This is a genomic window from Piscinibacter gummiphilus, from assembly GCF_032681285.1.
GTDB classification, from domain to species: Bacteria; Pseudomonadota; Gammaproteobacteria; order Burkholderiales; family Burkholderiaceae_C; genus Rhizobacter; species Rhizobacter gummiphilus_A.
The window spans coordinates 4,229,864-4,253,889 of the sequence record NZ_CP136336.1 but is presented as its reverse complement, the minus strand read 5'-3'; the positions used below and the strand labels follow the sequence as shown (position 1 = coordinate 4,253,889).

21 protein-coding genes and 1 tRNA gene are annotated in these 24,026 nt (G+C 68.5%); 10 read left to right on the top strand and 12 right to left on the bottom strand.

Translation table 11 applies throughout. The annotated features are described in order from the left end of the window. Positions 1 to 55 precede the first annotated feature (55 nt). Together RXV79_RS20055 and RXV79_RS20050 are read right to left on the bottom strand one after the other, a co-directional pair. Positions 56 to 355 (bottom strand): putative quinol monooxygenase, encoded by a 300-nt coding sequence (locus tag RXV79_RS20055; protein WP_316699871.1) that lies wholly within the window; start codon positions 353 to 355, stop codon positions 56 to 58. A gap of 58 nt (positions 356 to 413) precedes the next feature. Beyond that, a complete protein-coding gene (locus RXV79_RS20050) occupies positions 414 to 1,277 on the bottom strand; it encodes an AraC family transcriptional regulator (RefSeq protein WP_316699870.1) in 864 nt (287 codons plus the stop codon). A gap of 111 nt (positions 1,278 to 1,388) precedes the next feature. Here RXV79_RS20050 and RXV79_RS20045 point away from each other — a divergent pair, with 111 nt between their 5' ends. Continuing rightward, the gene (locus tag RXV79_RS20045) at positions 1,389 to 1,934 is read left to right on the top strand and encodes a carboxymuconolactone decarboxylase family protein (protein WP_316699869.1); all 546 of its coding nucleotides are present in this window, start codon (positions 1,389 to 1,391) and stop codon (positions 1,932 to 1,934) included. A 1-nt stretch (position 1,935) separates the two neighbouring features. Here the strand turns inward: RXV79_RS20045 and RXV79_RS20040 are convergent, their stop codons facing one another. Next, positions 1,936 to 3,036, bottom strand: a complete 1,101-nt coding sequence (locus RXV79_RS20040; protein WP_316699868.1) for a GlxA family transcriptional regulator — start codon at positions 3,034 to 3,036, stop codon at positions 1,936 to 1,938. Between the two features lie 102 nt (positions 3,037 to 3,138). Between RXV79_RS20040 and RXV79_RS20035 the strand changes: the two genes are divergently transcribed. Beyond that, positions 3,139 to 4,404, top strand: coding sequence for a glutamate carboxypeptidase (locus RXV79_RS20035; RefSeq protein ID WP_316699867.1), 1,266 nt, complete (start codon positions 3,139 to 3,141; stop codon positions 4,402 to 4,404). Positions 4,405 to 4,416: 12 nt separating this feature from the next. On the opposite strand, the gene RXV79_RS20030 is transcribed toward RXV79_RS20035, so the two are convergent. From RXV79_RS20030 to RXV79_RS20005, 6 genes are all read right to left on the bottom strand, one after another. After that, on the bottom strand, positions 4,417 to 4,692 hold the full coding sequence (locus RXV79_RS20030; protein ID WP_316699866.1) for a hypothetical protein: 276 nt from the start codon (positions 4,690 to 4,692) through the stop codon (positions 4,417 to 4,419). Positions 4,693 to 4,840: 148 nt separating this feature from the next. Continuing rightward, on the bottom strand, positions 4,841 to 5,254 hold the full coding sequence (locus RXV79_RS20025) for a hypothetical protein (protein WP_316699865.1): 414 nt from the start codon (positions 5,252 to 5,254) through the stop codon (positions 4,841 to 4,843). Between the two features lie 75 nt (positions 5,255 to 5,329). After that, a tRNA-Arg gene (locus RXV79_RS20020) sits at positions 5,330 to 5,404 on the bottom strand. A gap of 52 nt (positions 5,405 to 5,456) precedes the next feature. Continuing rightward, the gene (locus RXV79_RS20015) at positions 5,457 to 9,701 is read right to left on the bottom strand and encodes a translocation/assembly module TamB domain-containing protein (protein ID WP_316699864.1); all 4,245 of its coding nucleotides are present in this window, start codon (positions 9,699 to 9,701) and stop codon (positions 5,457 to 5,459) included. Positions 9,702 to 9,711: 10 nt separating this feature from the next. After that, positions 9,712 to 11,616: an autotransporter assembly complex protein TamA gene (locus tag RXV79_RS20010; RefSeq protein WP_316699863.1), complete on the bottom strand. Its 1,905-nt coding sequence runs from the start codon at positions 11,614 to 11,616 to the stop codon at positions 9,712 to 9,714. A gap of 25 nt (positions 11,617 to 11,641) precedes the next feature. Continuing rightward, entirely contained in the window at positions 11,642 to 12,826 is a 1,185-nt protein-coding gene (locus RXV79_RS20005) for a vWA domain-containing protein (protein WP_316699862.1), read from the bottom strand. 109 nt (positions 12,827 to 12,935) lie between these two features. Between RXV79_RS20005 and RXV79_RS20000 the strand changes: the two genes are divergently transcribed. Both RXV79_RS20000 and RXV79_RS19995 read left to right on the top strand, forming a co-directional pair. Then, the gene (locus tag RXV79_RS20000; RefSeq protein WP_316699861.1) at positions 12,936 to 14,105 is read left to right on the top strand and encodes a GGDEF domain-containing protein; all 1,170 of its coding nucleotides are present in this window, start codon (positions 12,936 to 12,938) and stop codon (positions 14,103 to 14,105) included. Between the two features lie 102 nt (positions 14,106 to 14,207). Beyond that, positions 14,208 to 14,840 carry a hypothetical protein gene (locus tag RXV79_RS19995; RefSeq protein WP_316699860.1) on the top strand — a complete coding sequence of 211 codons (633 nt, stop codon included), beginning with the start codon at positions 14,208 to 14,210 and terminating at the stop codon, positions 14,838 to 14,840. 3 nt (positions 14,841 to 14,843) lie between these two features. Here the strand turns inward: RXV79_RS19995 and RXV79_RS19990 are convergent, their stop codons facing one another. Beyond that, complete coding sequence (locus tag RXV79_RS19990) at positions 14,844 to 15,434, bottom strand: GNAT family N-acetyltransferase (RefSeq protein WP_316699859.1); 591 nt, start codon at positions 15,432 to 15,434, stop codon at positions 14,844 to 14,846. 4 nt (positions 15,435 to 15,438) lie between these two features. Beyond that, positions 15,439 to 16,281 carry an AAA family ATPase gene (locus tag RXV79_RS19985; protein ID WP_316699858.1) on the bottom strand — a complete coding sequence of 281 codons (843 nt, stop codon included), beginning with the start codon at positions 16,279 to 16,281 and terminating at the stop codon, positions 15,439 to 15,441. 165 nt (positions 16,282 to 16,446) lie between these two features. Between RXV79_RS19985 and RXV79_RS19980 the strand changes: the two genes are divergently transcribed. The 5 genes from RXV79_RS19980 (at position 16,447) to RXV79_RS19960 (ending at position 22,317) form a co-directional block, all read left to right on the top strand. Continuing rightward, positions 16,447 to 17,109 (top strand): c-type cytochrome, encoded by a 663-nt coding sequence (locus RXV79_RS19980; protein ID WP_316699857.1) that lies wholly within the window; start codon positions 16,447 to 16,449, stop codon positions 17,107 to 17,109. A 132-nt stretch (positions 17,110 to 17,241) separates the two neighbouring features. After that, complete coding sequence (locus RXV79_RS19975; RefSeq protein WP_316699856.1) at positions 17,242 to 18,486, top strand: cyclic di-GMP phosphodiesterase; 1,245 nt, start codon at positions 17,242 to 17,244, stop codon at positions 18,484 to 18,486. Between the two features lie 67 nt (positions 18,487 to 18,553). Then, on the top strand, positions 18,554 to 20,131 hold the full coding sequence (locus RXV79_RS19970; protein ID WP_316699855.1) for an ABC transporter substrate-binding protein: 1,578 nt from the start codon (positions 18,554 to 18,556) through the stop codon (positions 20,129 to 20,131). Then, a complete protein-coding gene (locus RXV79_RS19965) occupies positions 20,128 to 21,549 on the top strand; it encodes an FAD-binding oxidoreductase (protein WP_316699854.1) in 1,422 nt (473 codons plus the stop codon). Before RXV79_RS19970 ends, RXV79_RS19965 begins: the two co-directional genes overlap by 4 nt. Before the next feature lie 12 nt (positions 21,550 to 21,561). Next, on the top strand, positions 21,562 to 22,317 hold the full coding sequence (locus RXV79_RS19960) for a sulfite exporter TauE/SafE family protein (protein WP_316699853.1): 756 nt from the start codon (positions 21,562 to 21,564) through the stop codon (positions 22,315 to 22,317). A gap of 9 nt (positions 22,318 to 22,326) precedes the next feature. On the opposite strand, the gene RXV79_RS19955 is transcribed toward RXV79_RS19960, so the two are convergent. Continuing rightward, on the bottom strand, positions 22,327 to 22,758 hold the full coding sequence (locus RXV79_RS19955; RefSeq protein ID WP_316699852.1) for a DUF1841 family protein: 432 nt from the start codon (positions 22,756 to 22,758) through the stop codon (positions 22,327 to 22,329). 112 nt (positions 22,759 to 22,870) lie between these two features. Here RXV79_RS19955 and RXV79_RS19950 point away from each other — a divergent pair, with 112 nt between their 5' ends. Next, a complete protein-coding gene (locus RXV79_RS19950) occupies positions 22,871 to 24,025 on the top strand; it encodes an iron-containing alcohol dehydrogenase (protein ID WP_316699851.1) in 1,155 nt (384 codons plus the stop codon). The last annotated feature ends 1 nt before the right edge of the window (position 24,026 follow it).

The window sequence follows — 24,026 nt, the reverse complement described above, 5'->3', positions numbered from 1 at the left end:
CGAAGGCAAGGAGGGCCGCCTGGGCCAAAAGGATTCAGCGCCCTGCAAAAAAATCTCAACGGCCGGGCAACCCGGTGCCGCCCACCGGCAGCGTGGACTGGTGCATGCCGAAGCCGGCGATCAGTGGCATCGCGCGCGCGATCGCGTCTTTCACCGAGGGCAGGGAGAGCGAGGCCTTGTGACTCGCTTCGTCTTTCCACACCTCGGTGATCCAGATGGCCTCGGCGTCCTTCGGGTCGAGCGCGACGACGTAGCTGATGCAGCCCGGCATGCCTTCGACGTTTTCCATCAGGATGGCGACGAGCGCGTCACGCTGCCCGGGGTGCGATCTGAACTGGCCGATGAGTCCGTACATGGGCGTTGCTCCTGGAGTGAGGGGCGTGATCTTCGCTGCTCTTCGTGCCGCTGGGGCGTTATGGCAGGAGCGTGTCATGGCGAAGCCAGTCGCGCGGCGAGCGACCGACCTTCTGCGCGAACACGCGCGACAGCGCCGAAGCACTGCTGTAGCCCAGCTCTTCGGCGATGGTCTTGAGCGGTGCGCCCAGGCGCAGCCGCGTCTGCGCGATCGACAGCCGCCACTGCGCCAGGTACTCGGCCGGGCCTTCGCCCACGTGCGACTTGAAGGCCGCGGCGAAGGCGCTGCGCGACATGCCTGCCCGTTCGGCCATGCGCGGCAGCGTCCACCCATCCCCGGGCGCTTCGTGCAGCGCGACCAGCGCCTTGGCCAGTTGCGGGTGGGAGAGCCCGTTCAAGAGCCCCGCGGGAACGCCGCTTTCCTCGGGATGGTCGAGCAGCCAGCGCAGCAGCTGCAACAGCAGCACCTCGAAGAGCCGGTTGGCCAGCAGGCGGTGGCCGCAGCGCACCTGCTCCGTCTCGGCAAAGAGCAGCGTGAGGGTGTGTTCGAGGGTGGGCAGCTGCGCCAGCGGCAGCACCACGACGGGGGGCAGGGCGCGCGCGAGCGGGTGCTCGTCGCCGCCTTCGAACTCGACCGCCGCGCAGGTGAAATCGCAGCCTTCGGCCGGCGCATTGTGGAAGTCGTGCGCGAGCGGGCGTGGGTAGAAGAGCAGGGTGGGTTCGGTGATGCGCAGCTTCTTCGGCGCACCGCTGCGCGCGCGGTGCGTCAGGGTCATCTCGCCGTTGCGCATCACATGCAGGAAGCCGCGCCCCGGCTCGGCGGCGTAGTGCGTCACCCCGCACAAGGGCCCGTGGTGGAACAGGTGGGCACGCACGCGAAAGCGCTCCAGCAGGGACGACAGCCGATCAACACTCTGGCTCATGGCGTGGACGAATTGGTATGTCTTGTGGATCAAACGACACCGATGGTACAGCTGGCCCCGACACACTGGCCGCACTGGAACTTGCCAGTGCCAATGAAGAAAGGAATCCACATGCCCCGCGTTCCCCTGCTCGATGCCCACACCGCTTCGCCCGACAGCAAGGCGCTGCTCAGCCAGATCCACGGTGCCTTCGGCGCCACGCCCAACATGTTCAAGGCCGTGGCGCACTCGCCGGCCGCGCTGAAGAGCATGTGGGGCTCGTTCGCCGCGTTCGGCCAGGGCGTGCTCGAACAGAAGCTCACCGAGAAGATCGCCGTGGCCGTGGCACAGCGCAACGCCTGTGAATACTGCCTCGCCGCACACATGGCGCTGGGCCGCAAGGCCGGTGCGAGCGCCGACGAGATGGCCGCGGCGCAGATGGGCGAGGCGAGCGACCCGCGCACGGCGGCGGCGCTGCGGTTTGCGCTCAGGCTCATCGATGCGCGCGGACAGATCGCCGACGCCGACGTGCAGGCCGTGCGCGCGGCCGGCTTCAACGATCCCGACATCGTGGAGATCCTCGCCCACGTGGCGCTGAATCTCTTCACCAACTACGTGAACGTGGCCTTCGCGGTGCCGGTGGATTTCCCGGCGGTGCCCTTGCGGCGCGCCGCCTGAGTCACGCCGGCGGCGCCTGCCGCTCCACCCGCCAGTGCGGCCGCCGCGCCCGCAGCGTGTAGCGGCTGCGGTACTCCGACAGCGACATGCCCGTCTTGCGCTGGAAGAGCCGCCTAAACGACGCGGTGTCGCTGTAGCCGCAGGCTTCGGCGATGCCGTGCACGCCGTGGAGCGTCACCTCCAGCAGCATCTTGGCGCGCTCGATGCGCAGGTGGTGCAGGTAGTCGAGCGGCGTCATGCCGGTGACCTGGCGGAAGTGGCGCAGCAGGGTGCGCTCGCTTGCGGCCGCGGCGGCGGCCACCGGCGCCAGGCGATACGGCTTGTCGACGTTCGCTTGCAGCCACTGCATCGCGCGGTAGACCGGGCTGTCGGAGGTCTTGGTGATCCACTGGCTCGCCACCAGCGTGGGGGTGAGCTGCTGGCGCAGCGGCTGGTGCAGCAGCACCTGCGAGCAGGCCTGGGCAAGGTCGGGGTCGTGCAGGTGGCCGAGCACGCGCAGCATGAACTCGGTCATCGAGGCGGGTGCGACGCAGGTGAAGACACGCCCGGCCATGCCCATGCTGTCGTCGGCGCTGAAGTCGCAGCGTGGGTAGCGGCGCCCCATCCAGCTCTGGTAGACCCACGGGGCGGCGACTCGGTGACCATCGAGCAGGCCCAGCTCGGCGGGCACGGCGATGCCACCACCACAGGCCGCCACCCAACCGCCGGCCTGCGCATGGCGCTCGACGAGGCGCAGCGCCGTGGTGGCACGCGCGACCGTCTCGCCCAGGTGCGGTGCGTTGTCGGCTGCGAGTGCAGGGATGAGCAGCAGGCTCTGCGCGGGTGGGCGCCGCGGCGCACGGCGGCTCTCGGGCTTGGTACTGCGGGGCGGCGAAAACGGCGACGGCATCGTGCGGCCACTGGCCGACACGATCTTCCAGCTCAGCTCGCGCGGCGACCCGGGCCGCTGCAGCGCCGCCACCTGCGCGGCCACGCGCAGCACGTCGAGCGCCGCGAAGAGTGTGCCGGGCAGTGCCTGCGGCAGCCACAGCAGGCGCACGTGCAAGGGGGTGCGGCGGGTGGGCTCGGCGGTGGTGTCTGCGGCGACGTGGGAGAGGCGCATGGCGAAATCGGCAACTCAAATGGCGGAATCGGCTCGCTGCATTTTCGGCCTGCGCGCCTAGACTTTTTTCACGTTCATTTCCTGGCGCACACCATGCCTCTCATGCCTCTCATGCTTCGACACCTTCGCCTTCTCTCCTTGTGCGCGAGCCTCGCCGCGTCGTTCGCCGCCACGGCTGCCCCCGATGCGCGGCTGCTGGCCGCCAGCCAGAAGGCGGAGCCCGAGGTGATCGAGACCTTGCGCGAGCTGGTGCACATCGAGTCGGGCACCGCCAACGTGGAAGGCATCGCGAAGATCGCGGAGTACTGCGAGGGTCGCCTGAAGGCGCTCGGCGCGAAGACCGAGCGCATCAAGGCCACCAAGGGCCACGGCAGCATCGTGAAGGGCAGCTTCAGCGGCACCGGCACGCAGCGCATCCTGCTGATCGCGCACATGGACACCGTCTACCCCGCCAACACGCTCGCCACCCAGCCCTACAAGCGCGACGGCAACCGGCTCTACGGCCCAGGCATCGCCGACGACAAGGGTGGCATCGCCGTCATCCTGCATTCGCTCAAGCTGCTCAACGACGCCGGCTGGAAGAACTATGCGCAGCTCACCGTGCTCTTCAACCCCGACGAGGAAGGCGGCTCCGGCGGGTCGAGCGAGTTGATCGCCACGCTCGGCAGCGAGCACGATGCGGTGCTCTCCTTCGAGCCAACGGCCGCCAAGGCGGTGGCCAAGACCGAAGGCGTGCTGCTCGGCACCTCGGGCATCGCCTTTGCGACGATGGAGGTGCAGGGCCGCTCGTCACACGCCGGTGCCGCGCCCGATGCCGGCCGCAACGCGCTGGTGGAGCTCTCGCACCAGATCGTGCAGACGAAGGACGTGGCCAAGACCATCCCCGGCACGCAGCTCAACTGGACGCTCGCCTCGGCCGGCTCGGTGGGCAACCAGATCCCCGAGAAGGCCACCGCGCATGGCGACGTGCGCCTGCAGGTGGGCGATGGCGCCGAGAAACTGCGCGCCGCGCTGCAGGAGAAGGTCGACGGCAACCGCCTCGTGCCCGAGACCACCACCACCATCAAGATGCAGGTGAACCGCCCCGCGTTCAACGCAGGTGACCGGGGCCGCGCGCTGGCGCTGCATGCGCAGAAGATCTACGCCGAGCTCGACGGTCGAGCGCTCTCGCTGGTGCCGATGACCGGCGGTGGCACCGACGCCGCCTTCGCGGCGCGCTCGGGCAAAGCGGTGGTGCTGGAAAGCCTCGGCCTCGCGGGCTTCGGCTACCACGCGCGCGACGAGTACATCGAGATCGACTCGATCGTGCCGCGCCTGTACCTGGCCTCGCGCCTGATGATCGACCTGGGCGCGGGCGTGGCGAAGTGAAGTGACCCGGCCCTACTTGCGCGGGCTTTTCGGTTCGCTCTTGGTCGGGCCGAACAGCTCGTCGAACAGGTCGTCGGGCACGGTGTTGGGGTTGTCGTCGATCTCCACGCCGGCGAGCAGGTCGTAGGTCGAGCGGCGCCAGCCCCCGGGCACCTCGTCGATGCCGTCGGTGTGTTCGGGCTTGGGTGGGGGCGGCAGGTTCGGGTCGACCCACTCGCCCAGCGGCGCGTGGTCAGAGATTCGCCAGACCAGGCGCCTGGTCTTGGGCGGGGCCTTGTGGCGGGCCATTCGCATTCCTCCGGTACGGCTTGGATGAAAGGAATTGCGCGCGAGCGCAAGTGGACGAATCTACCCAGAGCCGGAGGTGAGCACCAGCAAATGCCCCGAGTACCGTAGCCTCGCGGAAGGTCTTGCCGCGAGGTGATTTTTCAGACTGTTACTTCGCCTTCGGCGCGGGCGTCTTCAGCCCCGCGCAGGCATCGCGCCGCGGCGTGTCGGGCATGGTGCGGCCCCGCTCTTTCGCACGGTCGGCCATCTGCCCGTGGTGCTGCTCCATGTAGGTGCGGCACTGCTCGTAATCGCTGAACGACAGCATCTTGTCGCGGTGCTGCTGCTGCTCTTCGCGCGACATCATTCCCCAGCCGGGCGTGAAGTCGCGGCCCCAGCGCGCGCGGGGGGCCATGCCGCCGCGCATGCCCTCGCGCGGGCCCGTGCAGTTGGCGACGCCCGCGCCGCTGGCGGAAGAAGCGGCCACGCACGGGCGCCCGGCGCCGGGCCCTGGCTGCGCCATGGCGGCAGACGACGAAACGATCAGGCTGGCGAGCCCGATGAGAAGTGGGAAGGTGCGCATGGTGGAGTCCTCGGATGGATCGGTGCCACCACCTTAGGTCCTGCGGACGCAGCACACTTTGCGCGAAATCAGAGCTGGTCCCGCCGACGGGAATCGAACCCATATTTGCCGCTTAGGAGGCGGCCGTTCTATCCATTGAACTACGGCGAGAGAGGCGGCGAATTATGCAGTCCCCATGTCGCGCAGCGACACGGGGACTGCATCATTCCCAACGCCAGGTGCCGATCAGGTCGATGGATCGGTCGAGCCCCGATTGCAGCCGCATCACGAACCGTTGTGCGATGCGGTAGGTGACCTGGAAACTGCCCGCGCTCGTCGCGAGGTTCTGCTCGTAGGCCACGTACACGCGCTTCGACAACTGCTTGCCCACCGACACCACCGTCTCGCGGGTGTCGCCTTCGGCCTGGCGCAGGCCCACGTCGTCGATGCCGAAGGCCTTGGTGATGGCGCCGGGGCCGCCGTCGCCTTCACCGGCCAGCAGGGCGAAGGCGGCGCGTTGCACGAGGGCGGTGTCGGTCTTGCCGAGGCCGTCGCTCGCGCGGCCGAGCATGAGCCACGAGAGTTTCTCGTTGTTGGTCATGTCGGGGCTGGAGAAGAGCTTCACGCGCAGGTTCTGCAGCGGGCCGGTGACCTGCACGCCCACGCGCACGTCGAGGTTGGGGCGCGTGGCCTCGATGTCGAGCCGCATGTCGCTCGGGGCGCCGTTGAAGACGATGTCGCCGCGGTCGATCTCGAGCTTCTGCCCGTAGTTGGCGAAGGTGCCGTCGACGGCGCTCACGCGGCCCACCAGTGCCCACTTGCCGGCCGGGCGCGACACGCGCAGCTCGCCGCGCAGCTTGGTGTCGATGCCCAGGCCGCGCATGCGCAGGTTGTCGCCGAGGTTCACGAGCAGGTCGAGCGAGATGCGGTTGCCGCTGGGCACGTTGGGCGTGGTCGGTGCGGCTTCGCGCGGATCGTTGGCGCGGCCGGTGACGATCACGTCGTCGCCGAGGCCGGGCGAACTCAGGCGGGTGAAGTCGATGAGGCCTTCGTCGACGGTGAAGCGGCCATCGCCCTTCACCGACTCGCCGTCGATGGCGACGTTGGCCTCGCCGCTCGTGACGACCTTCAAGTCGACGCGCCCGAGCAGCTGGAACTTGTCGGCCACGAGCTTCAGCCGCGAGCGCCAGGTGTCGTCGAGCCGTGCGTCGCCCTCGACGCGCACGCTGCCGTTGCCGCCGCGTGCGCTGAACTTGTTGATGCGTGCGGTGTTGCCTTCGAGCGAGATGTCGACTTCGCCATCGGTCACGTTGACGCCTTCGACCATGTTGCGCACGCCGATGCCGGCGCCGACCATCTTGCCGGTGTACTCGGGCGCGTTGAGCCGGCCGCCGAAGCTCGCGCTGACGTTGAGCTTGCCGTCGAGCCGCCAGCCGGCCGGCACCCACGGGCCCCAGGTGCCGAGGTTGGCCACTTGCGCTTCGAGCACACCCTGGATCGGCGCATCGGGCGGCGGCGTGGCCGCCTGCGGCGAGGTGCGGATGACCACCGCGCCGCCGAGCACGCCGAGCTGCTCGCCCGCCAGGCCGGCGGTGAGGTTCCACACGCCGTCTTTCGCGTCGAGGCCGATGCGCAGGTCGGACAGGCCGAGGGCCTGCGTGCCGCTTTCTTCGGTGACGGTGAGGTCGCCCTTGATGCGTTCGAACACGATGTCGGCGCTGAAACTGTCGGTCTGCTTGACGTAGACGTGGCCACCCACCAGCAGGTCGCCGCCCCAGCCGAAGTTGGGGTGCACACGCTTGAGGAGCGGTGCAACCGCCAGCGGTTCGAGTTCGGCCTGCATGTCGAGCTGCTGGCCGACGAGGCCGCGGCCGGCTTCCCAGTCGAGCCGGCTCCACTTGAGCGCGGCGCCGAGGATGTCGGCCCGGCCGGCGCCCACGGTGGCGTGTAGCGGCGGGCCGCCTTGCAGTTCGAGGGTGACGTCGCGTGTGACGAGCAGCGGCGCCGCGCCGGCCTGTGTGGTGCGCAGCTCGAAGCGCTGCAGCAGGCCTTTCCACGACCACGGTGGCGTGGTGTCGCCGGGGGCGCCGGTGTGCCACGGCGCGCCGGTGAGGCTGCCCTGCGCGGCGGCCGTCACGAGGGTGCGCACGGGCGCCCGCTCTCCGGCGGGCACGGTGCTGCGGCCCCCCTGCAGCGTCTCGGCCCACACCGGCGGGGCCACGCGCAGCTCGCTGTTGAAGCTGAACTGGTGGTTGCGCCCGCTGCCGCTGAGCTTGAGGCGGGTGTCGTCGATCTTGCGGTCGGCCCACGCGGCCTGGCCGATGTCGATCTGCACGTCGAGCGGGGCGTCGAGGTTGGTGCTCGCCTGCCAGCGGGCCTGGCCCTGGCCGACCGTCCAGGCGCCGGCCTTCGCGCCGCTGAGCGTCGCCTGCCCCTGGGTGCTGAGCTCGGGCCAGCGGCCACGCACCTGCGCGTCGCCGGTCAGCGAGCCGGCGAGGGTGTCGGCCATCTGGGCGGCCTGGTCGCTCGGCATCAGGGCCCGCAGCAGCGGGGCGAGGCGGGCGAGGGTGGGAGCGCGGGCCTGGAGCGACCAGCGGTCCTGCTGGCCGCGGGCGTCGGTGGCGAGCTGGCCGTCGACTTCGACATGGTTGCCGCCGACGTCGAGCTTGCCCTGGGCCTGCATGGGGTCGCGGCCGGCGTGGCGCCACTGCAGCTGGCCGGAGAGCGGCACGTTGGCCACGCTGCTGTTGTCGAGCGTGACGCGCGCTTCGCCGTGCAGGCCGGCCAGCCGCTCCATCAGGGCGCGCTTGTCGGCGGGGCCGGTCGTGCGCACGCTGTCGGCGATGGTGAGCTGGGTGTCGCCTTGCAGGTTGAAGCGGTGCGTGCCGGTGCGCCAGCCGCCGCGGGGGCCGGCGGGGAACCAGGGCTTGGGGTCGAAATCGACCAGCGCGGCGCGGGCCTTCAGTTGCCATGCGTCGCCGCTGCGCTCGGCGGTGCCTTTGAGCTCGGCACTGGCGCCGTCGGCGCGGGCCCGCAGCTCGCGCAACTCGATGCGCTCTTCGGAGCCGGTGGCGTCGAGCTTGAGCTGCACCGGGCGGGGCGGGTCGACGAGCTGGCCGCTCAAATCGGCCAGCGCCGTGAAGCGCGGCGGTGCCGGCGCGCCGGTGGGCGTGCGCGCAGCGAGTGTCCCCGAGAGCTTCACCGGCCCGCTCAGGGTCATCGCCATCAGGCGGTTGTCGAGCGCGCTCGGCTGCACCTTGGTGAGGGTGGCGTCGACCGCGAAGTCGCGCCCCTTCCAGCTGGCCGTGCCTTGCAGGGTGCCGGCGGCGCGCTGCTCGTCGAAGAGCTTGGCTTCGAAGCGCTGCAGGGCCAGCTCGTCGGCCACGTCGCTGCGCCAGCGGGCGTCGGCCACGAGGCTGCGCACCGGCAGCTGTTGGCGGTCCCAGCGGCCGGGTTGGGTGTTCTCCAGGTTGGCGGCGAGGGCGAGTGTGTGGGCCCCGCCGCTGCTCTCGGGTGTGATGCGCAGCGTGCCGTTGAGCGCGGTGAGCGGCGCCTGCGCGAGCAGGGCCGAGAGGTCGAGGCCCTGGGTCTGCGCTTCGAGCCGCGTGATCGCCCAGCGGGCTTCGGGCTCGACCTGCGCGCTGGCGTCGAGCGACTGGCCCTGTGCACGCATCTTCGCGCGCAGCTCGAACTTCGCGAGCGGCCCGGTCGATTGCGCTTCGGCCTGCCAGTCGGTGCGCAAGGTCTTGGCCCAGGCGGGCAGGGCGGGCTGGCCTTGGGCGCTCTGGGTGGCTTTGAGGGCCACGTCCATCGCCATCGGGCCAAGGGCGTCGATGCGGGCGTGGCCGGTGATGTGCAGCGGGTCGAGGCGGGCGCTCAAATTCTCGAAGCGGTGGGCGCGGCCACGGTCGTGGCCCAGATGGGCCGCACCGCGCACATCGCGCAGGGGGTGGCCGCTGCCGAGGCCCGGCACTTGCAGCTCTCCGGCCTGCACGTCGTCGATCTGAAGCTCGACCGGCAGGTGCAGGCTGCGGGGCAGCTTGAACGGCGTGCTGGCGCCGCTCGACTCGACGGTGACGATCACCCGCTCGGCCACGAGCGAGGCCACGTGGATGCGGGCCCACACGCCTTGTGCGTAGGGGTAGTCGAGGCGCAGCGTGCGCCATGTCGGGCGGTCGACGACGACGCGCGTGTGTCCCACGGTGACCACCACTTGCTGAGCCTTGAAGTCGCCGCGCAGGCTGCCTTCGAGTTGTGTCACCTGCACCTGCACGCCGACGAGTGCCAGCCGCGCCAGCAGCCACTGGCTGCCGCCGGTGGTGCCGGTGGCCCAGTAGAGGCTCGACGCGAGGCCTGCGAGCACCGCGCACAGCGCGAACACCGCGGCCAGGCTCCACCACAGGCGGCGCCGGGCGTTGCGGGGTTTGGCCGCAGGCGGTGGGGTGGGGGTGGCCTCGTTCGTGTCCATCACACCACGCTCAGAACGCGATGCCCACGCTGAAATGCAGACGGCCCTTGCGCACTTCTTCGCCGTAGGCCCAGTCGATGCGCAGCGGCCCGACGGGGCTGCGCCAGCGCACGCCCAGGCCGAAGCCGAGTGCCGGCTCGTAGTCGGACCACTGGTTCACCGCGTTGCCGGCGTCGATGAAGACAGCCCACCACAAGGCCGGGCGGGTCACCGAGAAGGGGCGTGCGATCTCGAAGCTGGCGGTGAGCAGCTGGCGGCCGCTCGTGAGCACGCCGTTGACCACCGGGCCGAGGTCGCGGTAACCGTAGCCGCGCACCGACTCGTCGCCACCGGCGCGGAAGAGCAGGGTGTCGGGGATGCCCACGGCGGCCTTGGCGAACACCTCGGCCACTTCGAGGCGCGTCTGCGTGTACCACGCGCCGGGCAGCGGCCAGTAGAGCGTGTTGCGGGTGTAGACGCGGGCGAAGGGGCCGTCCTGCTGGCTCTCGGACAACGCATACCCCGCGCCGCCCTGGATGACCGTCGTGAGTCCGCGGGTGGGCAGGATGATGTCGTCGACGTCGCGCCAGGTCCAGTGGTAGTTGCCGGACAGCGCGCGGCTCGTGAATTCGCCCAGGCCGTTGGTCACCGTCGCGTTGAGCAGCTCCGCGAAGATGAGCCGCTCGATGCGCTCGGTGTAGAGCGTGCGGCCCACGCGCGTCTTCCAGGAGAAGGTGGTGTCGTTGTCGGTGTCGAGGCGGCTCACGCCACCGGCCAGCAGCTTGCGGTACTGCGCGTCGCCCGGGTCGCTGAGCAGCTCGCCTTCCCAGGTGCGCTGGGTGCGGCCGAGTTCGAACTTGTTGCGCATCTGCACCTGGAAGCCGAAGGGCCGCAGGTGCCGGTGTTCGAGCGTCAGGCGCTCGCGGGTGTTGTCGGAAAAGCCGATGCCGGCCACCGCCTGCTGCAGCGATTGTTCGGTCACGCGCACCATCACCGGCACGGCCTTGGCCTGCGCCTCGTCGGGTTCGATGCTCACCGCCACGCTGTTGAAGAGGTTGAGCTTGAGCAGCCGCTCCTGGTAGTCGTACAGGCGCTTCTCGCTGTAGGGCGTGCCGGGGCCGAAGTCGGCCACGTGGCGGATGCCCTCTTCGTTGTAGCGCTTGAGGCCTTCGATGTGCAGCTCGCCCAGGATGAAGAGCGGGCCGCTCTGCAGCTCGACGGCGAGCGTGGCCTCGTTGGCCTTGGCGTCGACGTGGGCGGTGGTCTCGCCCGCCTTGGCCGCGGCGTAGCCCTCGGCGCGCAGCTGGGCGAGGGTGCCGTTCTTGGCGCTGTTCCAGGCCGACTGGCTGAAGGGTTTGCCTTCCTCGAGCGGCCAACGCTTGCGCAGGCGCTCGATCAATTCGAGAGCGTCCTTGTCGCCGGCGTCGATGCGTGTCTTCAACTCTCCCGTAACGGTCAGCTCCCACGCGCCGATGACCGTGCGCGGGCCGGGGCCGACGTTGAGGGTGATGAGCGGCGTCTCGTCTGGCGGATCGACGCGGGTGACGGCGATGGTCGCGTTGAAGTAGCCCTCGGTCTCGAGCAGGCTGCGCGCCTGCGAGGGCGAGGCGGCGGTCAGGCGCACGAGTTCGGCGTTGGTGATGCCTTCGGCCTGCGGCGCGTTCTGGAAGCGGGCGAGGTCTAGGTAGGTCAGCAGCAGCTGGCGCAGGTTGGGCGGGGCCTGCACTTCGACGCGGTAGGCGACGGTCGTGGGCGCCGAGGCGGCGCTGGCGGCTGCGGCGGGGGGCGAGGCCGGTTGCGCGGCCTGGGCGGCCTGGGCCTGCGGGGTGTTCTCGGGGGGTGGCGTGGCGCCGTCCCGGTTCAGGTTCGCGCAGCCCCAGAGGCCCGCCACGATGAGCAAGCCCAGGCCCAGGCGGGCCACGGAACGAAGGGTCATGTGCGCGGCGTCGACGTGCTCGGGGTCACTTGCTCAAGAGGCGCATGGCCCCTTCGAGCCCCTGCAGGGTGAGCGGGAACATGCGGTTGTTCATCAACTGCTGGATGACCGAGATGCTCTGCCGGTAGCTCCACACACCCTGCGGCTCGGGGTTGATCCACGCGAACTTCGGGAAGGCGTTGGTGAGCCGCTGCAACCACTCGGCGCCAGGCTCCTCGTTGTTGTATTCGACGCTGCCACCCGGCTGCAGGATCTCGTAGGGGCTCATGGTCGCGTCGCCCACGAAGATCAGCTTGTAGTCCTTGTTGTACTTGCGGATCACGTCCCAGGTGGAGAACTTCTCGCTGTAGCGGCGGCGGTTGTTCTTCCACATGAAGTCGTAGACGCAGTTGTGGAAGTAATAGAACTCGAGGTGCTTGAACTCGCTCTTGGTGGCGGAGAAAAGTTCTTCCACGCGGTGGATGTGCTCGTCCATCGTGCCACCCACGTCCATCAGCAGCAGCACCTTCACCTTGTTGTGCCGCTCGGGGATCATCTTGATGTCGAGCATGCCGGCGTTGGCTGCGGTGCTGTGGATGGTGTCGTCCAGATCCAGTTCGAGCTCGTTGCCCTCGCGCGCGAAGCGGCGCAGGCGGCGCAGCGCGACCTTGATGTTGCGCGTGCCGAGCTCGAGCGTGTCGTCGTAGTCCTTGAACTGGCGCTGGTCCCAGACCTTCACCGCGCTCTTGTTGCGGCTCTTGTCCTGCCCGATGCGGATGCCTTGCGGGTTGTAGCCATAGGCGCCGAAGGGCGAGGTGCCGCCGGTGCCGATCATCTTGTTGCCGCCCTCGTGGCGCTCCTTCTGCTCTTCGAAACGCTTCTTGAGCGTTTCCATCAGCTCGTCCCAACCCATCTTCTCGATGGCGGCCTTCTCCTCTGGGCTGAGCTCGAGTTCCAGCTTCTTGCGCAGCCAGTCGAGGGGGATGTCCTGGCTGAAGTCGGCCAGCAGCTCCACGCCCTTGAAGTAGGCGGCGAAGGCGCGGTCGAACTTGTCGTACTGGGCTTCATCCTTCACCAGCGTGGCGCGCGACAAGTGGTAGAACTTGTCGACCGTCGGCCCGGCGTCGTCGTCGATCACGCCGGCCTTGATGGCTTCGAGCAGCGTCAGGTACTCGGGCACCGTGACCTTCAGCTTGGCGGCACGCAGGGTGTAGAAGAAGTCGATCAGCATGGCGGCATTCTCGGGCAATGGGGGCCGAAGGCGGGCGCAAACCCACCTTACCGGTTTGGAACGCCCAATGCTATAAGGATCGCCGCCTGCCGGCTGTCCCCGACGCTTCATGCCCACCTTGTCCGCTACCGAGATCGCCTTTCTGATGGTGGCGTGCCAGCAAGCCGTGCTGGCACTCGGTTGGGCGATTGGCGCCGCCGTCGTGCCGATCGACCGCCGCTCGGCCGTGCAATGGGCGTGTTACGCCCTGTTGACCGGCGCCTCGGTGGTGATCTTCATCGGCGCCAGCCAGACCAAGAGCGAGGAGCTGCGGGCGGTGGCCAACGTCTGCGTGGCAACCGGCATCCTGCTCATGGAGCGGGGCGTGCGCCAGTTCATCGGTCGGCCGGCAAATGGGTGGGTCTACGCGCTGCTGATGGCCGGGGTGGTGCTGCTGTCGTGGCTGGGTCTGACGCCTCGGTACGGGGCCCTGCGGGTGGCCGCCGTGTCGGGACTGCTGGCCGTGCTGTGTGCGCTGACCGCGTGGAACATCTACGTCTACGCGCGCCGCGACCTGGGGCTCTCGCTCGGCCAATGGCTGGCGCTGCCGCTCCTGCTGGGTGCCCTGGTGTTCGCCAACCGCGGTGCGCAGGCCGTGGTGTCGCCCTACACCGTGGCGGCCGAGATGGCGGGGAACAGCTCGCTCGACATCGGCTCGGCGGCGGTCTTCCTCGTCACGGCGCTGGTGTTCCACCTCGCGCTGGTGGCGCTGGTGGGCGTGCGGATGACAGCCGAGCTGCGCAGGCTCTCGCGGCTCGACGGCCTCACCGAGGTCTTCAACCGCCGCGCCATCGAGGAGCAGCTGCACGACGAAGCCCGGCGGGTGGGGCGCAGCCCGCGCCCCTTTTCGGTGCTCATGATCGACGCCGACTACTTCAAGGACATCAACGACCGTTTCGGCCACGCGGCCGGCGACGACGCCCTGCGGCACCTGGCGAAGATCATGAAGGCGCAGATGCGCGACGTGGACCGCATCGGCCGCTTCGGCGGGGAAGAGTTCGTGGTGCTGCTGCCCGGTACCGCGTCGACCGAGGCGCTCAGCGCCGCCGAGCGGCTGCGCGACGCCCTGCTGCGCCGCCCCTGGGCCTGGCAGGGCGAGAGCATGAGCCTCACGGTCAGCATCGGCGTGGCGGCCTGGCGTGGGCCGCAGGACGAAGTGAATGCGCTCCTCAAGCGGGCCGATGCGGCGCTCTACCGCGCCAAGGCGCTGGGGCGCGATCGTTTCGAGCTGGGCTCCTGAGGGCGTTCTCGGCAGGGTTTCCGCGAAATCAATCACGCAAAACCGGCGAGACGCGCATGACAGCGCTGGCGCGTCTTTCGCATCATTCATCCCATCATGGGGATGGGGCTCAACCGACTGTTCACGACGCTGGCGCTGGCCGCGTACGGGTCGGCCTGGGCCACGCCGGATTGCCCGGTCACGCCCTTCGGCGACGCCTCGCCGGTGCAGTTCGAAGCCGGCCTGTCAGGGCGCTGCCAGGCTGAAAGCACCCGCTGGAAGGTGGAAGCCCCTCGGGCGAAGCCCACCGACATCGGCCCGAGCGTGATGAAGGCCGAGTTCACCTCACTCACTGGCGTGCGTGTCTCGTCGCTGCTGGCCGCCTTCCGTCTCGACTGGTCGGGCCTGCGCGGCAGCGAAGCGGCGGGCAACCCCAAGGCCGAGCGGGCTGCGTTCGCCGTGGGCGGGCTGCTGCGCCTGCATGAGCAACTCGCAGTGCAGACGAGCGTGGGCCTCGAGAACACCGGCGTGCAGCGCAGCCGCGCCACAATCAGCAGCGTGTGGCAGCCGAGCAAGCTGGGTGTGCTCTTCGCCGAGTGGGCGGGGTCGGAGCTGGGAACCGAGGCGCACCGCATCGGTGGCCGCTGGTGGATCGTGCCGCGTCGGTTGTCGATCGACCTCGGCGCACGCCGCCTGCCCGATGTGCCGGGCTGGGTCGACCCGCGGGTGGGCCTGTCGCTCAGCCTGCCGCTGTAGCCTTCAGCGTGGCTTGTCCAGCTGGAAGCGCAGGTGCGCTTTCACGGCCGGCCATTCGCTCGCAACGATGCTGTAGACACAGGTGTCGCGCAGCGCGCCATTGGGCGTGCGCTGGTGGCTGCGCAGGATGCCGTCGAGCTTGGCGCCCAGGCGTTCGATCGCACGCCGGCTCTGCTGGTTGAAGAAGTGCGTGCGGAACTCGACGGCGATGCAACCCAGCTGCTCGAAGGCGTGCGTGAGCAGCATCAGCTTGCACTCGGTGTTGAGCGGGCCACGCTGGGCGCTTTTCGCCGTCCAGGTGGAGCCGATCTCGACGCGCTGGTGCACCGCGTCGATGTTCATGTAGGTGGTCATGCCGACCAGGCGGCCAGAGGCGTTGCGCACGGCGAAGGGCAGCATCGAGCCCTTGTCCTGCAGGCCGAGGCGGCGCTCGATCTCGGCGCGCATGCGGCCTGGCTCGGGAATGCTCGTGTACCAGAGCTGCCAGAGTTCGCCGTCTTTCACGGCCTCGATGGCCTCGGCCTCGTGCGCGAGGGTGAGAGGCTCCAGCGTCGCGTGCTGGCCTTTCAGCGTGACGGGCTCAGCGAAGCTCATCGCCTCAGCGGTTGTGGCGCTGCATGAAGACGAGCTTCTCGAAGAGCGACACGTCCTGCTCGTTCTTGAGCAGCGCGCCCACGAGCGGCGGCACCGAGACCTTCTCGTCCTTGCTCTGCAGCACTTCGAGCGGGATGTCTTCGGCCACCAGCAGCTTCAGCCAGTCGAGCAGTTCCGACGTCGATGGCTTCTTCTTCAGGCCGGGCAGGTTGCGCACGTCGTAGAAGTTCTTGAGGGCGGCGGCCAGCAGTTCCTTGCGCAGCTTGGGGAAGTGCACGTCGACAATCCTGCCCATCGTGGCGGCGTCGGGGAACTTGATGTAGTGGAAGAAGCAGCGGCGCAGGAAGGCGTCGGGCAGTTCCTTTTCGTTGTTGGAGGTGATGAACACCAGCGGCCGGTGCTTGGCCTTGATGAGCTCGCGCGTCTCGTAGACGTAGAACTCCATGCGGTCGATCTCGCGCAGCAGGTCGTTCGGGAATTCGATGTCGGCCTTGTCGATCTCGTCGATCAGCAGCACGACCGGCTGGTCGGCGGTGAAGGCCTGCCACAGCACGCCCTTCACGATGTAGTTCTGGATGTCCTTGACCTTCTCGTCACCCAGTTGCGAATCGCGCAGGCGGCTCACCGCGTCGTATTCGTACAGGCCTTGCTGCGCCTTGGTGGTGCTCTTGATGTGCCACTGCAACAACGGCATGTTGAGCGATTGCGCCACCTCTTCTGCCAGCATCGTCTTGCCGGTGCCGGGCTCGCCCTTGATGAGCAGCGGCCGCTTGAGGGTGGCCGCTGCGTTGACCGCCAGCATCAGGTCATCGGTGGCGACGTAGTTCTCGGAACCTTGGAATTTCATGGGGCGCAGCCGGTAGAAGGGGGGTGACGGGCCAGTATATAAGCCGCATTCCGGGCGCCGCTGTCTACCACATGACACCGGCCGCCGGCTTGCGCGGAGGCAGAAGCGCCGTGGCGCCTCCCTATAATCCGCGGTCACCTTGAAGACCCTCAGCCACGCCGAACCATGAAGAAACTGCTTTCCTCGATCGTTGCCCTGGCCGCTTTCACCGCTGCTGGCGCCCAGGCACAAGACGTCAAGGCCAGCCCCGAAGCGGGCCAGAAGAAGGCCGCCATGTGCATCGGCTGCCACAACATCCCGGGTTACCAGGCCAGCTTCCCCGAGATCCACAAGGTGCCGATGATCTCGGGCCAGGGTGCCAAGTACATCGCTTCCGCGCTCAATGCCTACAAGAAGGGCGAGCGCAAGCACCCGACCATGCGCTCCATCGCCGGCAGCCTCACCGACCAGGACATCGCCGACCTGTCGGCCTTCTACGAACAGCAGGGCAAGACCGCCCCGGTCGCCGCCGACACCAAGGCCCTGCCGCAGCCCAGCCCCGAGGTCGCCAAGCTGCTCCAGCAAGGCAACTGCAACAGCTGCCACGGCGCCAACTACAGCACCCCGATCGACGGCACCTACCCGAAGATCGCCGGCCAGCATGCCGACTACCTGCTGGTGGCCCTCAAGGCCTACAAGACGTCCAACAACCCGAACGTGGGCCGTGGCAACGCCATCATGGCCGGCATGGCCGCACCGTTCACCCCGGCGCAGCTGAAGCAGATCGCGCAGTACTTGTCCACGCTGCCGACCGACCTGCACACCGTGCCGCAGTCGCGCTTCCGCTGAACCGGACTTCCGTCACGAAAAACGCCGCTGGTGACAGCGGCGTTTTTCATTTGGGGCGCGTGTTTCGCAACTGCGGTCAAGTTTCGGCGGGGGCCGCCGATAGCAACGGACAGCCGGCTCGCTTGCTGCCCCATGCTGAAGAAAATTCCAATCGAACAGCTCCGCCTTGGCATGCACCTCCACGCGCTGGAAGGCTCGTGGCTGGACCATCCTTTTTGGAAGACGAAGTTCGTGCTGCGCGAGCAGGGCGATCTCGACAAGCTGATCGCCTCGGGCGTGCAGGCCTGCTGGATCGACAGCAGCAAGGGCCGAGACGTCGAGCCGCAGGCGGCGAAGGCAGCGCCCACGCCGACGGCCACGACCGCGGCGCCAACACCCGCCGCCCCGGCCGTGCTGACCCAGGCCACCAGCCTGTCGCACGAAGTGAAGCGCGCGGCGGTGCTGGTCGCGAAGTCCAAGCAGGCGGTGACCGCCCTCTTCAACGACGCCCGGCTTGGCAATGCCGTCGACGCCGAGCGTTGCCTGCCGCTGGTCGACGAGATTGCGAGCTCCGTCTACCGCAATCCGAGCGCGATGATCAGCCTCGCGCGCCTCAAGACGCACGACGACTACTCGTACATGCACTCGGTGGCGGTGTGTGCGCTGATGGTGTCGCTGGCCCGCCAACTCGGCATGGACGACACGGCCACGCGCGATGCAGGCCTCGCCGGCCTGCTGCACGACATGGGCAAGGCGGTGATGCCGACCGATGTGCTCAACAAGCCCGGCAAGCTGACCGACGATGAATTCAAGGTGATGAAGGCTCACCCGCTGCGTGGCTACGAAATGCTGCGCGAAGGCGGCACGGCCACCGAAGGCGCGCTCGACGTCTGCCTGCACCACCACGAGAAGATCGACGGCAGCGGCTACCCGCACGGCCTGCGCGGCGAGCAGATCTCGTTGCTGGCCAAGATGGGCGCGGTGTGCGACGTCTACGACGCCATCACCTCCAACCGCCCCTACAAGAACGGCTGGGACCCGGCCGAATCCATCCGCAAGATGGCCGAATGGCGCGGCGGTCATTTCGACGACGTCGTGTTCCAGGCCTTCGTGCGCAGCCTGGGCATCTACCCGGTGGGCTCGCTGGTGCGCATGCAGTCGGGGCGGCTCGCGGTGGTGTGCGAGCAGAACCCCGAGTCGCTCGTGTCGCCGAAGGTGAAGGTGTTCTTCTCCACGCGTTCGCAGCTGCACATCCCGCCCGAGCTGCTCGACCTGTCCAGCAGCGCCTGCAGTGATCGCATCGCCGCCCGCGAGTCGAACGCGCAGTGGAAATTCACGCACCTCGAAGAGCTCTGGGCCGGCCCCGAGAGCCTCAAGCGGCACGGCGTGACGGCCTGACCCTTCGCCCGCGTCGCGCCGCCAAAGCCTCCTAAACTCGCGGCTTCCTCTGACCGTGGGAGCGCGAATGAAACGCAGCCTGTCGATTCTTGGGTCGATGCTTTGCCTCGTGGTGGCGGCCACGTCCACCTCGGCGCAGACCCTGCGCTGGGCATCGCAGGGCGATGCGCAGACCATGGACCCGTACTCGCAGAACGAGCTGCTCACCAATGCGATGAACGGCCAGGTCTACGAGATGCTGGTCAACCGCGACAAGAAGATGGCGCTCGAGCCGGTGCTGGCCACCGAATGGACGCAGGTGAATCCGCTGCAATGGCGCTTCAAGCTGCGGCCCAACGTCAAGTTCCACGACGGCACGCCCTTCACCGCCGACGACGTGGTGTTCTCGGTGCTGCGCGGGCGCGAGGCCACCTCCGACATCAGCGCCTACGCCAACGCGGTGGGTGTGCCGAAGAAGGTCGACAACCTCACCGTCGAGTTCAACCTGACCACGGTGAACCCGATCTTCCTGCAGCACATCAGCCTCCTGCCCATCATGAGCAAGGTGTGGGCGGAGAAGAACAAGGCTACCAAGCCGATCGACTTCAAGAACAAGGAAGAGGGCTACGCATCGTTCCACACGAACGGCACCGGCCCGTTCATCCTCGTCTCGCGCCAGCCCGACGTGAAGACCGTCTACAAGCGCAACCCCAACTGGTGGGGCAAGTTCGACGGCAACGTGCAGGAGGTCGTCTACACCCCCATCAAGAGCGATGCCACACGCGTGGCCGCGCTCATCTCCGGCGAAATCGACTTCGTGCTCGACCCGGCGCCGCAAGACCTGCCGCGCTTGCGCAACACGGCCGGCGTGAAGGTCGTCGACGGCCCCGAGAACCGCATCGTCTTCATCGGCATGGACCAGCACCGCGACGAGCTGCTCTACAGCAACGTGAAGGGCAAGAACCCGTTCAAGGACGTGCGCGTGCGAAAGGCGCTCTACCAGGCCATCGACATCGAGACCATCAAGACCAAGCTGATGCGCGGCCAGGCGGCGCCCACCGGGGCCATCACCCCGTCGCCGCTCGGCACCTACAACGACCCGGCGCTCGAGAAGCGGCTGCCTTACGACCTGGAAGGCGCGAAGAAGCTGATGGCCGAAGCCGGCTATCCGCAAGGCTTCGAGGTGACGCTCGACTGCCCCAACAACCGCTACATCAACGACGAAGAGATCTGCCAGACGCTGGCCTCGATGTGGGCGCGGCTCAACGTGAAGGTGCGCGTCAACGCGATGCCGCGTGTCACCTATTTCCCCAAGATCCAGAAGCTCGACACCTCGATGTACATGCTGGGCTGGGGCGGCGCGATCACCGACGCCGAGACCACCTTCACGCCGATGCTGCGTGCCCGCGGTGAAGGTGGCGTGGGCTCGTGGAACTTCGGCAATGCGAAAGACGCGAAGCTCGAAGAGCTGGCCGCAGCCTCCAGCAAGGAAGCCGACCCGAAGAAGCGCGAGCAGCTCGTGAAGGCCGCGCTCGCGCGCCACAACGAACTCGTGCTCAACATCCCGCTGCACCGCCAGGTCATCCCCTGGGCGGCTCGGGCCAACGTGGAGGCGGTGCACCGCCCCGACAACTGGCTGGAGTGGCGCTGGGTCACCGTGAAGTGAACTCGCCCGCGCTGACCCGGCGCCGGCATTGCCAGGCGCTGGCGAGCGCCGGTGTGCTGAAGGCGCTGCCTGGCCGGGCCGAAGCGCCCCGCGAGCTGCTGGTGCCCAACGTCACCGGGCTCTACACGGTGAAGGTGGCGCGCATCGAAACCCCGCGCAGCGCGGCCGAGGTCTCGGGCCTGCTGCGCGCCTGGCCCGGCCAGGTGTCGATCGGCGGCGGCCGCTACAGCATGGGCGGCCAAGTCGCCATCGCCGGGGGCCTGCACCTCGACCTGCGCGAGATGAACCGGCTCGTCTGGCTCAAGCCCGAGGTCCTTCGGGCCCGAGTACAGGCCGGCATGCGCTGGCGCGACCTGCAAGACCTGATCGACCCGCTGGGCCTCTCGGCCAAGACCATGCAGAGCTACGCCAACTTCACGGTGGGCGGGGCTGTGTCGGTCAACGCGCACGGTCGCTATGTGGGCAACGGCGGCGTCGGCCATTCGGTGCGGGCCCTGCAGCTGGTGCGGGCCGACGGCGCCGTGGTCGAAACCACCCGGGAGCAGCACCCGGAGCTCTTCCGCGCCGCCATCGGCGGCTATGGGGCGGTGGGGGCGATCACCGAGGTCGAACTCGATCTCGTGCCCAATGTGCGCATCAAGCGCGTCGTGCAGAAGGTGCCGCTCGAGGCGTATCCCGACTTCTTCCAACACGCCGTGGCCGGCGACAAGGCGAGCGTGATGCACAACGCCGACCTGCTGCCCCCGCACTTCGACCTGCCGGTAGCCGTGACCTGGCGCGAGACCGACGAGCCGCTCACCGAAGCCGCGCGCCTGGTGCCGCGTGGCCAGCGATACGCACTCGAGCAGAACGTCGTGTGGGCGCTGACCGAGCTGCCCGGTGGCGCCAAGGTGCGCAAGTCGATCCTGCACCCGCTGCTGACCGCAAGCCCCGCGGTGAGGTGGCGCAATCACGAGGCGAGCCTCGACGTGGCCGAATTGGAGCCGCGCACACGCAGCCTCTCGACCTACGTGCTGCAGGAGTACTTCGTTCCCGTTCGCCATTTCGTGGCCTTCGCACGTGGCATGGCGCAGGTACTCCGGCAGCACGACGTGATGGCCCTCAACATCTCGGTGCGGCACTCGCCGGCCGATGCGCTCTCGCTGCTGCCGTGGGCGCGCGAAGAGGTGTTCTCCTTCGTGCTCTATTACAAGCAGCGCACCCACGCCGCCGCACAAGAGGCCGTGGGCCGCTGGACGCGTGAGCTGATCGACCTCGTGCTCGCCCACGACGGCCGCTACTACCTGCCCTACCAGCTGCATGCGAGCCAGGCGCAGTTCGACCGCGCCTACCCCGAGGCCGCGCAACTGCGCACGCTCAAGCGCCGCGTCGACCCGGCCGGCAAGCTCAGCAATGCGATGTGGGCCCGCTATCTCTAGGCCACCATGACCATGGGTCTCGACCTCATCACCGACCCCGGCTTCTACCTGGTCGCGATACCGGCGGTGCTGCTCACCGGCCTGGCCAAGAGCGGCTTCCTGAGCGGCTTCGGCGCGCTGGCGGTGCCGCTCATGGCGCTCTCCGTGCCGGTGCCGCAGGCGGCGGCCATCATGCTGCCGTTGCTGCTGGTGATGGACGCGACCGGCCTGCAGCAGCTGTGGCGCCAGCAAGACCGTGCGCTGCTGCGGCTGCTGGTGCCCGCAGGGCTGATCGGCATCGCCGTGGGCACGGCGCTCTTCGGCGTGCTCTCGGGCAAGACGGTGTCGGCGGTGGTGGGCGCGCTGACGCTGCTCTTCCTCGCGCAGCGGCTCTTCTTCCCGCCCCAGGCCGAAGCGGCCGTGCCGTCGAAGCCTTTGGGTTTCGTGCTCGGCATCGCCTCGGGCTTCACGAGCTTCGTCTCCCACGCGGGTGGCCCGCCCATCAGCGCCTACGTGCTGCCGCTGCGGCTGGCGCCGATCACCATGGCGGCCACGGTGGCCGTCTTCTTCGGGGTGGTGAACCTGACGAAGTGCGTGCCGTATGCCTGGCTGGGCCTCTTCGACATGCGCAACCTCGCCACCTCGCTGGTGCTGATGCCGCTCGCGCCCCTCGGCGTCTGGCTGGGCGTCGGGCTCACCCGGCGCATCGACCCGGCGTGGTTCTACCGGCTGGCCTACACGGGGATGTTCCTGGCCGGCGCGAAGCTCCTGTACGACGGCTTGCGCTGAGCGAGCCGATCAGCGAGTAGCCCGCCGGCGCACGCAGTCGATGTAGGCGTGCCCGTCGGGCGGCAGCCCGCTGCGCTGCGACTCCCACATCATCTTGCCCAGGCACTCCATCACCTCGTGCTGCGCGTCGTGCGCCGAGCCCAGCCTGGCGGCGAGCAGCTCGTAGGCCTGCTTGATGCCGTGTGGCTGGTCGATGCTCACCTGCTCGCTGATCGACAGGTGCATCGACAGGTGCAGGAAGGGGTTGGTGCGGCCGCTCTCCACCGCGTAGTTGCGGGCCACCGCTTCTTCCACGTCGTCGAGTTCGGCGTGGTATTCAGGATGCCGGTCGATCCAATCGGCGGCCACCGTTTCCATCGGGGTCAGGGGGAGCTGCTCGCGCCGCTTGCGAAAGGCTTCGCAGAAGAAGCGGCGCACGTCATGTTGAGAGGGCGCAAACATGCCTCGGATTGTCACGCGTCACCCGGAGTCGAGTGTTCGCACGACCGTGCACTTTCAGGGAGAATGCCGGGTTTTGTTGTCCCCGCCTTCCCTCAAAACACAAGGAGCTCCCATGCCCACCCGCCAATTCCTCATGACCGCCGAAAACATCATGGGCGCCGGCTGCCTGCCCGATGCAATGAGCCTCGTGCAGTCGCGCGGCTACCAGCACGCGCTGATCGTGACCGACGCGCCGCTCACCGCGCTCGGCGTCACCGAGAAGGTGGCCTCGCTGCTGCGCGAGCGCGGCGTGGCAGTGACCGTGTTCGACGGCGTGCAGCCCAACCCGACGGTGTCGAACGTGAACGCCGGCCTCGCCGCGCAGAAGCAGGCCGGCGCCGACTGCATCATCTCGCTCGGCGGCGGCTCGCCGCACGACTGCGCGAAGGTGATCGCGGTGCTCGCCACCAACGGAGGCGAGGTGATGGACTACCGCGGGGCCGACAAGGTCAAGAAGGCGCCGCTCGCGCTCATCGCGATCAACACCACCGCCGGCACCGCCAGCGAGATCACGCGCTTCGCGGTGATCACCGAAGAGACCAAGCACCTCAAGATGAACATCGTCGACCGGCAGCTCGCCCCGCTGATCTCGGTCAACGACCCCGAGCTGATGCGCGGCATGCCGCCCTCGCTCACCGCCGCCACCGGCATGGACGCGCTGACGCACGCCGTCGAGGCCTATGTGTCGAAGCTCGCCACGCCGGTGACCGACGCCTGCGCGCTGCACGCCATCAAGCTGATCGGCCAGTACCTGCCGCGCGCCGTGTCCAATGGCAAGGAAGACATCGAAGCGCGCGAGAACATGACCGCCGCGCAGTTCCTCGCCGGCATGGCGTTCAACAACGCCTTCCTCGGCTACGTGCATGCGATGGCGCACCAGCTGGGCGGCCAGTACAACCTGCCGCACGGCGTGTGCAACGCGCTGCTGCTGCCGCACGTCGAGGCGGCCAACGTGAGCGCCTGTGCGCCGCGCCTGGCCGACGTGGCCCGTGCGCTGGGGGTCAACACCATCGACATGAGCGTCGAGGCCGCAGCCCACGCGGCCGTGAAGGCAATGCACGACCTGGCGCGTGCGGTTGGCATTCCGGCCAAGCTGTCGGAGCTGGGCGTGAAGCGCGAAGACTTCCCGCTGATGGCCGTCAATGCGATGAAGGACGGCTCGGGTGCGACCAACCCGCGCAAGCTCACCCAGCCCGAGATCGAAGCGATCTTCGAAGCGGCGTATTGAG

Bases quoted from the DNA above. Each gene is read 5' to 3' on its own strand.
- RXV79_RS20010 (WP_316699863.1), bottom strand. From the start codon at position 11,616: ATGACCCTTCGTTCCGTGGCCCGCCTGGGCCTGGGCTTGCTCATCGTG.
- RXV79_RS20055 (WP_316699871.1), bottom strand. From the start codon at position 355: ATGTACGGACTCATCGGCCAGTTCAGATCGCACCCCGGGCAGCGTGAC.
- RXV79_RS19950 (WP_316699851.1), top strand. From the start codon at position 22,871: ATGCCCACCCGCCAATTCCTCATGACCGCCGAAAACATCATGGGCGCC.
- RXV79_RS20000 (WP_316699861.1), top strand. From the start codon at position 12,936: ATGCCCACCTTGTCCGCTACCGAGATCGCCTTTCTGATGGTGGCGTGC.
- RXV79_RS19980 (WP_316699857.1), top strand. From the start codon at position 16,447: ATGAAGAAACTGCTTTCCTCGATCGTTGCCCTGGCCGCTTTCACCGCT.
- RXV79_RS20045 (WP_316699869.1), top strand. From the start codon at position 1,389: ATGCCCCGCGTTCCCCTGCTCGATGCCCACACCGCTTCGCCCGACAGC.
- RXV79_RS20025 (WP_316699865.1), bottom strand. From the start codon at position 5,254: ATGCGCACCTTCCCACTTCTCATCGGGCTCGCCAGCCTGATCGTTTCG.
- RXV79_RS20015 (WP_316699864.1), bottom strand. From the start codon at position 9,701: ATGGACACGAACGAGGCCACCCCCACCCCACCGCCTGCGGCCAAACCC.
- RXV79_RS19995 (WP_316699860.1), top strand. From the start codon at position 14,208: ATGGGGCTCAACCGACTGTTCACGACGCTGGCGCTGGCCGCGTACGGG.
- RXV79_RS19990 (WP_316699859.1), bottom strand. From the start codon at position 15,434: ATGAGCTTCGCTGAGCCCGTCACGCTGAAAGGCCAGCACGCGACGCTG.
- RXV79_RS19970 (WP_316699855.1), top strand. From the start codon at position 18,554: ATGAAACGCAGCCTGTCGATTCTTGGGTCGATGCTTTGCCTCGTGGTG.
- RXV79_RS19985 (WP_316699858.1), bottom strand. From the start codon at position 16,281: ATGAAATTCCAAGGTTCCGAGAACTACGTCGCCACCGATGACCTGATG.
- RXV79_RS20030 (WP_316699866.1), bottom strand. From the start codon at position 4,692: ATGGCCCGCCACAAGGCCCCGCCCAAGACCAGGCGCCTGGTCTGGCGA.
- RXV79_RS20035 (WP_316699867.1), top strand. From the start codon at position 3,139: ATGCCTCTCATGCTTCGACACCTTCGCCTTCTCTCCTTGTGCGCGAGC.
- RXV79_RS20040 (WP_316699868.1), bottom strand. From the start codon at position 3,036: ATGCGCCTCTCCCACGTCGCCGCAGACACCACCGCCGAGCCCACCCGC.
- RXV79_RS19955 (WP_316699852.1), bottom strand. From the start codon at position 22,758: ATGTTTGCGCCCTCTCAACATGACGTGCGCCGCTTCTTCTGCGAAGCC.
- RXV79_RS19975 (WP_316699856.1), top strand. From the start codon at position 17,242: ATGCTGAAGAAAATTCCAATCGAACAGCTCCGCCTTGGCATGCACCTC.
- RXV79_RS20050 (WP_316699870.1), bottom strand. From the start codon at position 1,277: ATGAGCCAGAGTGTTGATCGGCTGTCGTCCCTGCTGGAGCGCTTTCGC.
- RXV79_RS20005 (WP_316699862.1), bottom strand. From the start codon at position 12,826: ATGCTGATCGACTTCTTCTACACCCTGCGTGCCGCCAAGCTGAAGGTC.
- RXV79_RS19960 (WP_316699853.1), top strand. From the start codon at position 21,562: ATGGGTCTCGACCTCATCACCGACCCCGGCTTCTACCTGGTCGCGATA.